The sequence below is a fragment of the Mycobacterium sp. E2479 genome (genome assembly GCF_001667925.1).
Taxonomy (GTDB): domain Bacteria; phylum Actinomycetota; class Actinomycetes; order Mycobacteriales; family Mycobacteriaceae; genus Mycobacterium.
Window position 1 is genome coordinate 1 of sequence record NZ_LZJR01000155.1, and the last position, 13821, is coordinate 13821.

Annotated in this window: 16 protein-coding genes; 13 read left to right on the forward strand and 3 right to left on the reverse strand. The window is 66.2% G+C overall.

The genetic code is table 11. The features are described from left to right. From A5686_RS24130 to A5686_RS24150, 5 genes are all read left to right on the forward strand, one after another. On the forward strand, nucleotides 1-557 hold a 557-nt coding region (locus A5686_RS24130; protein ID WP_156750222.1), incomplete at its 5' end, for a carboxylesterase family protein. 18 nt (nucleotides 558-575) lie between these two features. After that, nucleotides 576-2600 carry a phosphotransferase gene (locus tag A5686_RS24135; RefSeq protein WP_067939691.1) on the forward strand — a complete coding sequence of 675 codons (2025 nt, stop codon included), beginning with the start codon at nucleotides 576-578 and terminating at the stop codon, nucleotides 2598-2600. Continuing rightward, the gene (locus tag A5686_RS24140) at nucleotides 2601-3095 is read left to right on the forward strand and encodes a gluconokinase (RefSeq protein WP_067939694.1); all 495 of its coding nucleotides are present in this window, start codon (nucleotides 2601-2603) and stop codon (nucleotides 3093-3095) included. 68 nt (nucleotides 3096-3163) lie between these two features. After that, nucleotides 3164-3553, forward strand: coding sequence for a hypothetical protein (locus tag A5686_RS24145; RefSeq protein WP_067939697.1), 390 nt, complete (start codon nucleotides 3164-3166; stop codon nucleotides 3551-3553). A 30-nt stretch (nucleotides 3554-3583) separates the two neighbouring features. Next, a complete protein-coding gene (locus A5686_RS24150) occupies nucleotides 3584-4162 on the forward strand; it encodes an AAA family ATPase (RefSeq protein ID WP_067939700.1) in 579 nt (192 codons plus the stop codon). Between the two features lie 9 nt (nucleotides 4163-4171). On the opposite strand, the gene A5686_RS24155 is transcribed toward A5686_RS24150, so the two are convergent. After that, nucleotides 4172-5239 (reverse strand): DoxX family membrane protein, encoded by a 1068-nt coding sequence (locus A5686_RS24155; protein WP_067939703.1) that lies wholly within the window; start codon nucleotides 5237-5239, stop codon nucleotides 4172-4174. A gap of 101 nt (nucleotides 5240-5340) precedes the next feature. Between A5686_RS24155 and pncA the strand changes: the two genes are divergently transcribed. Next, a complete protein-coding gene (pncA, locus tag A5686_RS24160) occupies nucleotides 5341-5901 on the forward strand; it encodes a pyrazinamidase PncA (RefSeq protein WP_082947807.1) in 561 nt (186 codons plus the stop codon). After that, complete coding sequence (locus tag A5686_RS24165) at nucleotides 5901-6701, forward strand: ketosteroid isomerase family protein (RefSeq protein WP_067939708.1); 801 nt, start codon at nucleotides 5901-5903, stop codon at nucleotides 6699-6701. The genes pncA and A5686_RS24165 overlap by 1 nt, the downstream gene beginning before the upstream one ends. Before the next feature lie 14 nt (nucleotides 6702-6715). On the opposite strand, the gene A5686_RS24170 is transcribed toward A5686_RS24165, so the two are convergent. Beyond that, nucleotides 6716-7066 (reverse strand): DoxX family protein, encoded by a 351-nt coding sequence (locus A5686_RS24170; RefSeq protein WP_067939777.1) that lies wholly within the window; start codon nucleotides 7064-7066, stop codon nucleotides 6716-6718. A 168-nt stretch (nucleotides 7067-7234) separates the two neighbouring features. On the opposite strand from A5686_RS24170, the gene A5686_RS24175 reads away from it, so the two are divergent. The 5 genes from A5686_RS24175 (at nucleotide 7235) to A5686_RS24195 (ending at nucleotide 12394) form a co-directional block, all read left to right on the forward strand. After that, nucleotides 7235-8224 (forward strand): sigma-70 family RNA polymerase sigma factor, encoded by a 990-nt coding sequence (locus tag A5686_RS24175; protein WP_067939710.1) that lies wholly within the window; start codon nucleotides 7235-7237, stop codon nucleotides 8222-8224. Next, nucleotides 8214-9539: a sugar ABC transporter substrate-binding protein gene (locus tag A5686_RS24180; RefSeq protein WP_067939713.1), complete on the forward strand. Its 1326-nt coding sequence runs from the start codon at nucleotides 8214-8216 to the stop codon at nucleotides 9537-9539. Before A5686_RS24175 ends, A5686_RS24180 begins: the two co-directional genes overlap by 11 nt. A gap of 107 nt (nucleotides 9540-9646) precedes the next feature. Then, nucleotides 9647-10492: a carbohydrate ABC transporter permease gene (locus tag A5686_RS24185; RefSeq protein WP_156750225.1), complete on the forward strand. Its 846-nt coding sequence runs from the start codon at nucleotides 9647-9649 to the stop codon at nucleotides 10490-10492. Between the two features lie 7 nt (nucleotides 10493-10499). After that, nucleotides 10500-11321, forward strand: a complete 822-nt coding sequence (locus tag A5686_RS24190) for a carbohydrate ABC transporter permease (protein WP_369829740.1) — start codon at nucleotides 10500-10502, stop codon at nucleotides 11319-11321. A gap of 2 nt (nucleotides 11322-11323) precedes the next feature. Next, nucleotides 11324-12394, forward strand: coding sequence for an ABC transporter ATP-binding protein (locus tag A5686_RS24195; RefSeq protein ID WP_067939718.1), 1071 nt, complete (start codon nucleotides 11324-11326; stop codon nucleotides 12392-12394). 32 nt (nucleotides 12395-12426) lie between these two features. Here the strand turns inward: A5686_RS24195 and A5686_RS24200 are convergent, their stop codons facing one another. Then, entirely contained in the window at nucleotides 12427-12714 is a 288-nt protein-coding gene (locus A5686_RS24200) for a DUF3349 domain-containing protein (RefSeq protein WP_067939721.1), read from the reverse strand. A gap of 219 nt (nucleotides 12715-12933) precedes the next feature. On the opposite strand from A5686_RS24200, the gene A5686_RS24205 reads away from it, so the two are divergent. Then, a complete protein-coding gene (locus A5686_RS24205; protein WP_067939722.1) occupies nucleotides 12934-13767 on the forward strand; it encodes a DUF3097 domain-containing protein in 834 nt (277 codons plus the stop codon). Nucleotides 13768-13821: the final 54 nt, after the last annotated feature.

Genomic DNA, 13821 nt, shown 5'->3' on the forward strand with positions numbered 1-13821 from the left:
AAGAGGGACGGTTGTTCACCCGGTTCCTGGCGATGTTGCCGACAAACGAGACGATGGTCGAAGAGCTGCTGGCCGAGGCGGATCCCGCGATCCGCGAACGCATTACCGCCGCATACCCCGACTATCCCGACCGGGAGGCCTGCATCCGGCTCGGCGGTGACTTCGCGTTCGCGTCGGCGGCCTGGCAGATCGCCGAGGCTCACGGCGCGCACGCACCGACATACCTCTACCGGTATGACTACGCCCCGCGCACGCTGCGGTGGTCCGGTTTCGGCGCCACCCACGCCACCGAGTTGCTCGCGGTTTTCGACGTCTACCGCACCAGGTTCGGCGCACTGTTGACCGCGGCGGCGGACCAGCGGGCCGCGTTGCGCGTCAGCAACCAGGTGCAGCGGCGGTGGCACGCGTTCAGCCGCGCCGGGGTCCCGGGCGAGGACTGGCCCCTCTACACCGCTGAAGACCGAGCCGTGATGGTCTTCGACCGCAAGTCCCGCGTCGAGTTCGACCCATACCCATATCGCCGAATGGCATGGGACGGCTTCTCACTGGCGCGTTGACCTGGCACGCTAACCCCCATGCATGCCGAGACCGAGCAAGTCATCGAACGACCCAGTGACCTGACCGCCTCGTGGCTGGCCGCGGTCATCGGCACCGGACCCATCAGCGATTTCTCGGTGGAGCGCATCGGTACCGGCCAGATGAGCGAGTGCTATCGCGTCCGGCTCAGTTATGCCGAAGGACCCGCGGAGGGGCCCGAGTCAGTGGTGCTGAAGGTCGCGGCCACCGATCCGGTCAGCCGGCAGACCGGCCTGGCGCTCGGTCTCTACGAGCGGGAGGTGCGTTTCTACGGCGACATCGCGCCACGTCTGGGCGGACCAATCGCGCCGTGCTACCACGCGGCGGTCGACACCTCGACCGGGGTGTTCGATCTGTTGCTGGGGGATGCCGATCCGGCCGTCGTCGGCGACGAAATCGCCGGCGCCACAATAGAACAGGCTCACCTCGGCGTCGTAGAACTGGGCCGGCTGCACGGACCCCTGCTCGGCGACACCTCGCTGGCAGAAGCGCCGTGGCTCAACCGTGCGGCCCCGCTTAACCAGGCCATGATCACCCCGCTGTATGCGGGTTTCGTCGAACGCTACGGCGACCAGATCGCGCCGGAGCACCGCCTGGTGTGCGAGCGCCTGGTGGCCGCGTTCGACGGCTACCTCGCCTTGGAAAAGGAGGGCGCGGCGGAGGCGTCCCAGCCGGGGCGTGTCCAGGGCCTGGTGCACGGCGACTATCGCTTGGACAACATGCTGTTCGGTACCGACGGCGCGGATCGCGCACTGACGGTGGTCGATTGGCAGACCGTGTCCTGGGGCCCGGCCCTGACCGACCTGGCCTACTTCCTCGGTTGCGCGCTGCCCACCGAGGACCGCCGGCAGCACTACGATGCGTTGCTGCGGGCCTACCACGAGGCGCTCGGCCCGCAGGCGCCGCTCACCCTGGCCGACGTCGCCGACGGCGTACGTCGGCAGACCTTCTTCGGGGTGATGATGGCGATCGTCTCGTCGATGCTGGTCGAGCGCACCGACCGCGGCGACCAGATGTTCATGACGATGCTGCGGCGACACTGCGACCACGTCCTCGACACGGACGCGTTGTCCACACTGCCCCAAGCGGTGGCACCCGAGCCGCTGCGACCGTCGGCCGAGGACGAACTCGCCCACGATCCCACCGCCGAGCCGCTGTGGAGTGAGAGCTGGTACGCCGACTTCGTCGATGCGGCACAGGGATTGGGCGGGTGGTTTCGCCTGGGCCGAGTGGCCAACGAGCAGATCGCGTGGGTGCACGTGGTGTTGTGCGGACCCGACATGCCGACCGTCGCCGTCGACGCGCAAGTGCCGCTGCCGTCGGATCCGTGGGCCCTGCGCACCGATGAGGTCGAGCTCGCCCATTCCGCCCAGGCGCCCCTGCAGAGCTACCGCGTCGACGTCCGGGCGCGGGGCCAGGCTTACCCCGATCCGTCGGCGTTGTTGCGCGGGGAGCCCGGAACCCCGGCCGAGCTGGCCGTCAACTTGGTGTGGACCACCGATGGCACGCCGTACAAGTACGGGGTGACGACGCGTTATGAAATCCCTTGCACCGTCACGGGCGGCGTCATCATTGATGACCACAGTTATCGTCTGGAATCCGTTGCCGGCCAGCGTGATCACTCGTGGGGGGTGCGCGATTGGTGGGGCATGGATTGGATGTGGAGCGCGCTGCACCTCGACGACGGTACCCACCTGCACGCCGTGAACATCCGGATTCCCGGGTCGCCCGCGTTCAGCATCGGCTACGCACAGGATGGCGACGGCAAAGTCACCGAATTACAGACGGTGGACTCACGAGAGTCCTTCTCCGGCAATGGGTTACCGCTGGACGCGACGCTGGTGTTACAGCCCGCGGACATCACCGCGGAGGTCGAGGTGCGCGGTCAGGCGCCCGTCCGCCTCGTCGCGACGGATGGGCGGGTCAGCCAGTTTCCCCGCGTCTGGGCGGCGGTCAGCACCGCCGACGGACGTAGCGGTGTCGGCTGGCTGGAATGGAACCGCAACCTCGGCGAACAGACTTAGGTGAGTGGACCGGCCCCCGTCGTGGTGATGGGCGTCTCGGGATCCGGCAAGTCGACGGTGGGGGCGGCACTCGCGCGGCGTTTGCGGGTCCCGTTCGTCGACGCCGACACCCTGCACCCGGCGGCAAACATCGCCACGATGGCGGCGGGCGAACCGCTCGACGACGACGACCGCCATCCATGGTTGGAGCGGGTCGGCGACTGGTTGGCCACGCACCGCGACGGCGCCGTGGTGAGTTGTTCGGCGCTGAAAAGGGCGTATCGCGACCAGCTGCGCACGCACTGCCCGGAAGTAGAGTTCGTGCACCTCGCAGGTTCGGCGGAAGTGATCGCCGACCGGCTGGCAGCCCGCACTGACCACTTCATGCCGGCCGCGCTGCTGCGCTCGCAACTGGACACCCTGGAACCCCTCGGTCCCGACGAGGCCGGCCTGACCGTCGACATCGGGCCTGACGTCGACGCTATCGTGGATGCCGTCTTGAAGGGTTGCGGGTAGCCAGAGCCGATCCCAGTCGTGTAGCATTATGCTACAGCTTGTAACGAAATGTTGCATTGGAGGAAGCCATGGCCGAGGCTCTCGATCGTGTCACGCGGGTTGCGTCCGACCTGATGGATAGTGCGGCGGCGGAGGGTGCCCGCCAGAGCCGCTCGGCCAAGCAGCAACTCGACCACTGGGCGCGGGTCGGACGAGCGGTGTCCAGCCAGCACTCGGCCTCGCGGCGACGGGTCGAAGCCGCACTCGCCGGCCAGCTGTCGACCAGTGCGCTCACGGTCGAGGAGGGCGTGGTGTTCAACGCCGAAATCTCCGCCGCCATCGAAGAAAGCCTGGCACGTGCCAACTACGGGGCGACGCTGGCCGGGCAAGGGGTCACCACCGTAGCCCTCAACGACGACGGCGAGATCGTGGAGCATCGCCCCGACGGCGCCGCGGTGGTGCTCGCGGGCGGACGCTGATCCGGCGTTCGTCGGCGATTCGGCGGTCCGATGGATCGACTTGATCTGGTGGTCGGACCGAACGGCGCCGGTAAGTCCACGTTCATCGCGTTTACCCTGGCACCTTTGTTGCCCGGAAGCCTCGTGGTCAACGCCGACGAGATCGCGAGGCAGCGCTGGCCGGAGGATCCGGCGTCGCACTCCTACGACGCCGCCCGCATCGCCGCCGACACCCGCGCAAAACTGATCGAACTGGGCCGGTCCTTCATCGCCGAGACGGTGTTTTCCCATCCCTCGAAACTCGACTTCATCCACGCCGCCCGCGATGCGGGCTTCACTGTCGCGCTGCATGTGCTGCTCGTCCCGGAAGACCTCGCCGTCGAACGCGTCCGGCACCGCGTGACAGCAGGCGGTCACGACGTGCCGGAAACAAAAATTCGCCAACGCCATCGCCGGCTATGGGCACCGGTCTCCGAAGCCATCGCTTTGTCCGACCTTGCAACGGTCTACGACAACAGCCGGCTTCGCGGTCCGCGCATCGCCGCACAACTCAGCGGCGGCCTGACCGTCGGTGCGCCAGAATGGCCCACCTGGGGGCCGCAGAACCTGCGGGCACGCTGGCCCGGCTAGTTCGACCCGCTACCACGGCAGCTTGCGGCGGCCCGTGTCGACCTGACTGCCCACTCGTTCGCGCGCGGTGTCAGCCAGGTCGCTGCCGCGCTGACGGGCGGTCTCGGCGAATTCCTCGCCGCGCGCCCGCGCTGTGCCGGCCAGCTTCTCGCTGCGCTTGCGGGCCTTCTTGGCCAGCTTCTCGCTGCGCTTGCGGGCCTTCTTGGCCAGCGGCGCGGCGCGGTCGGCGGCCTCGTCCGCGAGCTCTTCGCTGCGTTGCCGCGCCCTCTCGGCCAGATAGGCGGCGCGGTCGGCGGCCTCGTCGGCCCATTGCTCCCCGCGCTTGCGGGCCTTCTTCGCCAGCGGCCTACCACGCTCGGCCGCGGTGCTGGCCAGCTCCCGGCCACGTTCGAGTGCCGCCTCGGCGTAGGGCGCACCTCGTTCCGCCGCGGTGCTGGCGAGTTCGCGGCCGCGTTCGAGTGCGGCCTCGGCGTAGGGGGCGCCGCGCTCTGCCGCGGTGCTGGCGAGTTCGCGGCCCCGTTCCGCGCCGATCTGCAAGCCGTGCGCGATTCGATCACCCAGCTCGGAGAAATCGGCATCGAAGGCCGAGTCGTCGGAACCGGGCCACGCTGATGACACCCGCTCGGAGAGCCGTTCCGCCGCACGCCGGCCACGCCACCCGAGGGACGGCTTGCCAGCAGTGTCGGCCGAGGCGATCAACAGTCCGCCCAGCAGGCTGAGGTCGGTGAGGAATTGCTGTCGTTTCTGAGCTTTGGCCACCGGGTCGCTTTCGTTCCAGAACGAATGCGTCCCTAGGTTGGCCGGCAGCACCGTGACCGCGAGCGCCGCCGAGGCGATGCGGGGGAGTTTGCCGGTGGCGAGCAGCAGTCCGCCACCGATTTGCACGACGGCGGTGATCTGGGCGACGGTCTCGGGGTCGCTGGGAATGCTGCTGCTCACCGAATCCGGCAACGCCTGAAGGCCGTCCACTGCCGGCGCGGCGGCCTCGGCCGCCGATTTGGGATTGAGCAACGAATTGACGCCTTGCCCGATGAATGCCACTGATAACAGGGGTCGCGCGATTCTCCTGAGCACCATGGCCGGTGTATTACCCGGCTGCCTGTCGAGCAAACCGTTGCGTCGATATCCCCAGCTAGACGGCCGTAGACATCGAGGTGCGCCCCGATAGGGTGGAGCGCGTGCGAGCGTTGATCATCGTCGACGTGCAAAACGATTTCTGCGAGGGCGGCTCCGTGCCGACGGCCCGCGGCGCCGCGGTGGCGTCCGCGATCAACGAATATCTGTCCGGTGACCGGGGCTATCACTACATCGTCGCGACCCAGGACTTTCACATCGACCCGGGTGATCATTTCTCCGACCACCCCGACTATTCCTGCTCCTGGCCCGTGCACTGCGTCGCCGGAAGCGAGGGCGCGAATTTCCGCCCGGAACTCGACATCCGACGCGTCGATGCCGTCTTTCGCAAGGGTGCTCACTCCGCGGCGTACAGCGGTTTCGAGGGCGTCGACGAGAAAGGGACGACGCTGCTTGGGTGGTTGCGGCGGCGGGGGGTGAACGAGGTCGACGTTGTCGGCATCGCCACCGACTTCTGCGTGCGGCGGACCGCCGAGGACGCCGCAGCCGCCGGCCTGGCCACCCGGGTCCTGGTGGACCTGACCGCGGCCGCCGCCGTGGACTCGGCCGCCGAAGCGCTGACGGAAATGCGCTCCGCCGGCATCGAGTTGGTCGGGAGACCGTAGTGGTGGTGCCGCTGGACCGGGAACGTCTGCTCGCCGCCGTAGAGCGTTCGCCGCAGGCGGCCGCCGCGCACGATCGCGCCGGGTGGGTGGGACTGTTCACCGGTGACGGCCGGATCGAGGACCCGGTCGGCTCGCGACCGCACGTGGGGCATGAGCAGATCGGGCGCTTCTACGACACGTTCATCGGTCCACGTGACATCACGTTCCATCGCGATCTCGACCTCGTGGTCGGCACGACGGTGGTGCGTGACCTCGAGCTGGAGGTGGCGATGGGTTCGGCCGTGACCATGTACATTCCCGCCTTCCTCCGCTATGACCTCCGAGAAGCCAACGGCGAGTGGAAGATTGGCGAATTGCGTGCCTACTGGGAGCTTCCCGCCATGATGTTGCAGTTCCTCCGCACCGGCTCGGGTGCGGTGGGCCCCGCGCTGAACCTGTCCAGGGGTCTGTTGCGCAACCAAGGCTGGCGCGGGACCGCGGGTTTCATGACCGGATTCCGGCGAGGGGGAGTGCGTCACCAGCAGCTGCTGACGGCGTTCCTCGACGCCGTCGCACGGAAAGACAGCTTTGCTGCGGCGCGGGTGCTGTCCTCAAATGCCGCAATAACTTTGGGTGATCGCGACCCTCTCGAACTGGCCGAGTTGGTGGAGCAACTGGAGGGAGCCGGCGCAATCAAGATGAACAGCGCGGGCCCCACCGTGGCGGTGTCACTGAACTCGAGTCACGGGCGCGCCATCGTGTTCGCCGATGTGGCGTGGCGCGGCGATGCCATCAACCGGATCAGGTACTTTCCCGCCTGATCCAACGTGTTGTCTCACCGAGCCACCATCAGCGCCAGCGACGCCGCGGACAGGCACAAGAACGCTCCGGGAAACGCGATGTTGTACAGGACGTGCGCCCTCAGGTGCGTAACCACCGCACCGACGAAAAACGCAACCAGGCCGGCGGCGGCCGCGATGCCCAATTGCCGCGGCCCCAGCAAACCGACAACGATCCCGACGGCTCCGGCCAACTTCACGGCGCCAAGGGCCGGTAACCAGGACCGCGGGACCCCGACCTCGGCAGAGTTCGCCAGGACGAATCGCGCAGGAACCAGGTCGGCGATGGCGATCGCGGCGGTGATTGCGGCGGTAATCAGTGTGATGACGACAAGTGCGGTGTTCATCTGGATCAATCCCTTGTCGCGCAGCAAATTCCGCAGCGGCGAGTCGAGTGCGTGCGCTGCGCGTCGCGGCGCACAATCGGTAAGGTCATGGTGCTGTCTCCTTTGCCTCAGGAAGTCTGTTTGGACGCGGTCATCTTCTTGACGACTCTCGTGCGGAAAAGGTGACCCATGAGCGCAACAAGCGATTTAGCGGATCTGGCGGCGCGTTTCGACGCCGACCGACGACATCTGAGGTCGGTGGCGTTCCAGCTGCTGGGCTCGGTGGACGACGCCGACGACGCCGTGCAGTCGGCGTGGCTCAAGGCCAGTCGTGCCGACTTCGATGCCGTCGAGAATCTCACCGGTTGGTTCACGACCATCACCGCACGCGAGGCGTTCGACCAGCTTCGGGTGCGCAAGCGGCGCGCCGAACAACCGATAGCCGGGACCGAGGAGCTGGACCGGCTGGCCCAGACGGCACCGGCCGACGAAGACACCCTGCTGACGGAGTCGGTGAGCAGCGCGCTGCTCGTAGTGCTCGACCGGCTGTCCCCGGCGCAGCGCGTCGCGTTCGTGCTGCACGACGTCTTCGCGATGCCGTTCGAACAGATCGCCGCGGTGATGCATCGGTCACCGGACGCGACCAAAAAGCTGGCCAGCAGGGCGCGTAGCCGTCTTCATGCCGAGCCGGCCGACCCTGGGCGCCGGACGGCCACGCACCTGAAGGTGGTCGAGGCGTTCCTGACGGCCTCACGCGGCGGTGACATCGCGGGCCTGCTCGAACTGTTGGCGCCCGAGGTGGTGCGCACGGTCGACCCGGCGCTCGTCCCGGCCGACGTGCCGACAACGTTGCGCGGCGCCCGCGAGGTCGCGGTGGAAACTCGTCGGTTCGCGCTTCGAGCACGCGCCGGTGCTGTCATGCTCATCGACGGGGCGCCGGGCATCGTGCTCGCGGCCCGCGGGCGCGCTCAAGTCCTGCTGGTGATCGGCATCGGCGCCGACGGTCGCATCCACACGATCGACATCACCGGCAATGCCGAGCGAATCCGTCGGACCGCGTTGACGCTGCCGCGGTGGCCGATCCAGGAACATCACAAGCTCATCGGGTACCAAGGACGTCAGACACAGTCGGCCAAAAAGCCGGCTACGGGGCAAGGCCGGGAGAGTCATGCTCGATAAACCGTTCGGACGGCGCAACCTGCTGCGGGGCGCAGGCGCGCTGTCCGCGGCCGCGCTGGCACCGTGGCCGGCCGGGTGTGCGCCCGAAGACGACGCCCTCACCTTCTTTTTCGCGGCCAACCCCGACGAGCGCGACGCAAGGATGCGGATCGTCGACGAGTTTGCGCGCCGTCATCCCGATATCAAGGTTCGGCCGCTGCAGTCCGGTCCGAGCGTCATGCAACAGCTTTCGACGTTCTGCGTCGGCGGCAAGTGCCCCGATGTGCTGATGACGTGGGAACTGTCCTACGCCGAGCTCGCCGAGCGCGGTGTCCTGCTGGACATGAACACGCTCTTGGCACGCGACAAAGCGTTTGCCGACCAGCTCAAGGGCGACAGCATTCCGGAGCTGTATGAAACCTTCACATTCAACGAAAAGCAGTACGCGCTGCCCGAGCAGTGGTCGGGCAACTACATGTTCTACAACAAGCGGCTCTTCGCTGAAGCCGGCGTGCCGGCGCCGCCCAAAACGTGGGAACAGCCCTGGGACTTCAGCGAATTCCTGGACGCCGCGCGCGCTCTGACCAAGCGTGACGCAGCCGGACGGGCCGCGCAGTATGGCTTCGTCAACACCTGGGGTACCTACTACTCGGCCGGCCTGTTCGCGATGAACAACGGCGTTGCCTGGTCCAACCCGCGGCTGAATCCGAGCCACTTCAACTTCGACCAGGGGCGGTTCCAGGAAGCGGTACAGTTCTACGCCGATCTGGCCAACACCTACCGGGTTGCGCCCAGCGCATCGGAGACCCAGTCGATGTCGACACCCAATCTTTTCGCGGTTGGACGAGCGGCGATCGCGCTCGGCGGTCATTGGCGCTACCAGACCTACATTCGGGCCGAGGATCTGGATTTCGATGTCGCCCCGTTGCCGGTCGGCCCCGCGCTGGGAAAGGGTCACGCCGCGTGTTCCGATATCGGCGCAACCGGACTGGCCATCTCGGCGAGCAGCCCCCGCAAGGAGCAGGCGTGGGAATTCGTGAAGTTCGCGACCGGTCCCATCGGGCAAGCGTTGATCGGTGAGACGTGTCTGTTCGTTCCGGTGCTGCGCTCAGCGCTGCGATCGGACGGATTCGCCAAGGCTCATCGACGGCTCGACAATCTCAGTGTGCTCACCGAAGGGCCCGCCCTTTCCCAAGGCTTGCCGATCACGCCGGCGTGGGAGAAGGTAAATGCCTTGATGGACCGCAACTTCGGTCCCATCCTGCGAGGCAACCAGCCGGCCAGCTCGTTGAACGGATTGTCTCGCTCCGTGGACGAAGTGCTGCGCAGCCCATGACCTCGACCGACGCGGCCGGCGCGATCGCCCCGGCCAGGAGGGCCCGGAAGGACAATAGCCCTTGGCGACGGCACGCGTGGGCCGGTCGGTTGTTCGTGGCGCCCAACATGGCGTCGGTCGCGGTGTTCATGCTGTTCCCACTTGGCTTCTCCCTCTACATGAGCTTTCAGCGGTGGGATGTGTTCACCCCGCCAAAATTCGTGGGCGTACAGAACTTCAAAGAATTATTCACCTCCGATCCGCTCTTCCTGATCGCGATCGGCAACACGGTGATCTTCACGCTCGGAACGGTGGTGCCGACGGTCCTCGTCAGCCTGGGCGTCGCTGGGATGCTGAACCAGAAGGTCAGGGGCATCGGCGTCTTCCGAACCATTGTCTTTCTGCCGCTGGCTATTTCATCGGTGGTGATGGCGGTGGTGTGGCAATTCGTTTTCAACACCGACAACGGCTTGCTCAACATCATGCTTGGATGGCTGGGGCTTGGCCCGGTCCCGTGGTTGGTTGATCCTCACTGGGCCATGGCCTCGCTGTGCATCGTCAGCGTGTGGCGTAGCGTGCCCTTCGCCACCGTCGTCCTGCTGGCCGCGATGCAAGGCGTACCGGGAACGGTCTACGAGGCGGCCAAGATCGACGGTGCCAGCGAGATAAGGCAATTCGTCTCCATCACCGTTCCACTGATCCGAGGTTCGATATCGTTCGTAATCATCATCTCGGTCATCCACGCCTTCCAGGCGTTTGACATGATTTATGTCCTCAACGGCCCGAGCGGCGGGCCCGAATCGGCGACCTACGTCCTGGGCATCATGCTGTACCAGCACGCCTTCTCGTTCCTGGAATTCGGGTACGCCTCCGCGCTGGCTTGGGTGATGTTCGCCGTCTTGCTGGTGCTGACCGTGGTGCAGTTGCGGATCAGCCATCGACGATCTCTGGAGACGTCGCGTGGGCTTAAGTGAGGGGGCTATCAGGCACACTGTGGTGCGCGGCGGCATCGTGTACGGAGCGCTGCTCGCCGTCGCGTGGTGTGCCCTGTTCCCGATTGCGTGGGCGGTGTCGGGTTCGCTGAAAACGGAAGGCGAGGTCAGCGAACCCACACTGCTGCCTACCCACCCGCGGTGGTCCAATTACTCCGAGGTGTTCGAGTTGATGCCCTTCGGGCGAATGTTTTTCAACACCGTGCTGTACGCGGGCTGCGTCACCGCCGGGCATGTCTTTTTTTGCTCACTGGCCGGATACGCCTTTGCGCGACTGGATTTCCGTGGCCGCGACGCGTTGTTCGTCGTGTATCTCGGCACGTTGATGGTGCCGCTGACCGTCACCGTGATCCCACAGTTCCTGGTGATGCGGACGCTGGGCTGGGTCGACACACCGTGGGCGATGATTGTGCCGGGCTTGTTCGGCAGCGCATTCGGTACGTATCTGATGCGGCAGTTCTTTCGCACCCTGCCCACCGATTTGGAGGAGGCGGCGATACTCGACGGTTGTTCACCATGGCAGGTCTATTGGCGAATCCTGCTGCCCCATGCGCGACCGGCGGTGATGGTGCTCGCCGTGCTCACCTGGGTCAACGTCTGGAACGATTTCCTGTGGCCGCTGCTGATGATTCAGCGTGACAGCCTGGCCACCCTGACCCTTGGCCTGGTCCGGATGAAGGGCGAATATGTCGCCCGGTGGCCGGTTCTGATGGCAACCTCGATGCTCATCATGCTGCCACTGGTCATCATCTATGCGATCGCGCAACGCTCGTTCGTCCGCGGAATCGCCGTCACGGGGATGGGCGGCTAGCCGTGGCCTCGGTGACATTCGACCACGCGACCCGGCGCTATCCGGGAGCTGACCGTCCGGCCCTGGACAACCTCGACCTCGTCATTGGTGACGGCGAATTCGTCGTCCTGGTCGGACCGTCCGGGTGCGGCAAGACCACATCGCTGCGGATGGTTGCTGGACTGGAAGTCGTTGACTCCGGGAATATCCGGATCGGCGAGCGAGACGTCACCAACATCGATCCCAAGGATCGCGACGTCGCGATGGTTTTCCAAAACTATGCGCTCTACCCGCACATGACGGTGGCCCAGAACATGGGCTTTGCAATGAAGATCGCCAGGACACCAAAGGACCAGATTCGTGAGCGGGTCTTGGACGCGGCGAAACTTCTTGACCTGCAACCCTATCTCGATCGCAAGCCGAAGGAGCTGTCCGGGGGACAACGCCAGCGAGTGGCGATGGGCCGCGCGATCGTGCGCCGGCCGCACGTGTTCTTGATGGACGAACCGCTGTCCAACCTCGACGCCAAACTCCGCGTGCAGACGCGTAACCAGATTGCCGCACTGCAACGGCGGCTGGGCACCACCACCGTCTACGTCACCCACGACCAGGTCGAGGCCATGACCATGGGTGACCGCGTCGCCGTCCTGCGCGACGGCGTGCTGCAGCAGTTCGCGCCGCCCCGCGAGCTCTACCGGAACCCGGGCAACGTGTTCGTGGCGGGTTTCATCGGATCGCCGGCGATGAACCTGTTCACCCTTCCCATCGTGGATTCCACTGTGTCGCTGGGTGATTGGCCGATAACGCTGCCCCGGGAAATCACCAGCACCGCCGGTGAGGTTGTCGTCGGGGTTCGTCCCGAACATTTCGAGCTGGGTGGCCTCGGTGTCGAGGTCGAGGTGGACGTGGTGGAGGAGCTGGGCGCAGACGCCTACCTATATGGCCGAATCACCGGCTCCGGCAAGGTGATCGACGCGCCCATCGTCGCCCGCACCGACGGGCGCAATCCACCGCAGAAGGGCAGCCGGGTCCGGCTGCACCCGCAACCCGGGCACCTGCACTTCTTCGGCGTGGATGGCCGCCGTACCTGTTGATCATGCTGCGGCGCTGAGTCGGTCGGCGATGCCTATCCGCGGTAGCAGCGGAGCGCATGGACTCGACGCTGGACACGCGCGACGTCGTCAGGGGAGGGCAGCTGATTGGTGATGCGGGTGATCTCCACGCCGATATCGATGGAACTGATCGGCCAGATCCGACGCCAGACGAGATCCATTGCGATGGCGGTGATGTCGTCGCCGCAGAGCCGTCGGCGGGTGAACGCCGCCATGGGCACATACCCGGCGGCCGGCACGCCGGAGGGGTAGCCGGCCCGGACGAACGCCATAATGCTCGTCACCCAATGCGACAGGTCCATATGTCCACCTCGCTAACGCCGCAAGTTGCGCGTAAGCGGCAGTGCTTGCTTAGCTAGCAACGTACCATTGACGACGCCATCAGCTGGGTAACGCCACACAGTTAAAACGCAATTTTTTTAAGCGGTGTTGCCGGCGCATCGGAAGTGACTTCGGTGACGATCCGCCGAACATGGCGCGCCGTAACAAGGTTTGGCCGCAACCCTTTCTAGTATTGCCGCGTGGTGGATCGCTATGGGACCGATGTACTCGCCGCGAGACGACGCAAGCGCCGCTCGACCGAGCATCCGGCCGAACTGGGCCTGGTGGTCGAGGACGTGGAGACGGGATATGTCGGCGCGGTGGTGCGCGTCGAATACGGGCGGGTGGATCTAGAAGATCGACGCGGTCATGTGCGTGGCTTCCCTTTGGGCCCAGGGTATTTGCTCGACGGGCACCCCGTCATTCTCATCGCGCCGCGCCGGCCCGCGCCGACCGCCGGGGCCAGGACCGCGTCCGGTTCGATCGCCGTGTCAGGCGTTCGCGCCCGGGTCGCCAGGGCCAGCCGAATCTACGTGGAAGGCCGCCACGACGCAGAGCTCATCGCGCAGGTGTGGGGCGAGGACTTGCGAATCGAAGGTGTCGTCGTCGAGCAGCTCGGTGGCGTCGACGACCTGGTCGACATTGTCGCCGAGTTCGCCCCGGGTCCTGGGCGCCGGCTGGGGGTGCTTGTCGATCACCTGGTGGCGGGTTCCAAGGAGGCGCGGATCGCCGATGCGGTGCGGCGGGGCCCCGGCGGCACCGACACTCTGGTCGTCGGACATCCGTACGTCGACATCTGGCAGGCCGTCAAACCGCAGCGGTTGGGCCTGGATGCGTGGCCGAAGGTGCCGCGGCAGGTGGACTGGAAGCACGGCGTGTGCCGGGCGCTCGGTCTGGCCCACCACGATCAGGCGGACATCGCCAGGGCCTGGCGGCATATCCGGTCGCGGGTGCACGACTGGAACGATCTGGAGCCGGCGCTCATCAGCCGGGTCGAGGAACTCATCGACTTCGTGACCGCGCCGGTCTCCTGACGCGGCAACCGGTGGACCAGGGCTGATGCCCCTCGCTTCAGTTCGGCTACGCTA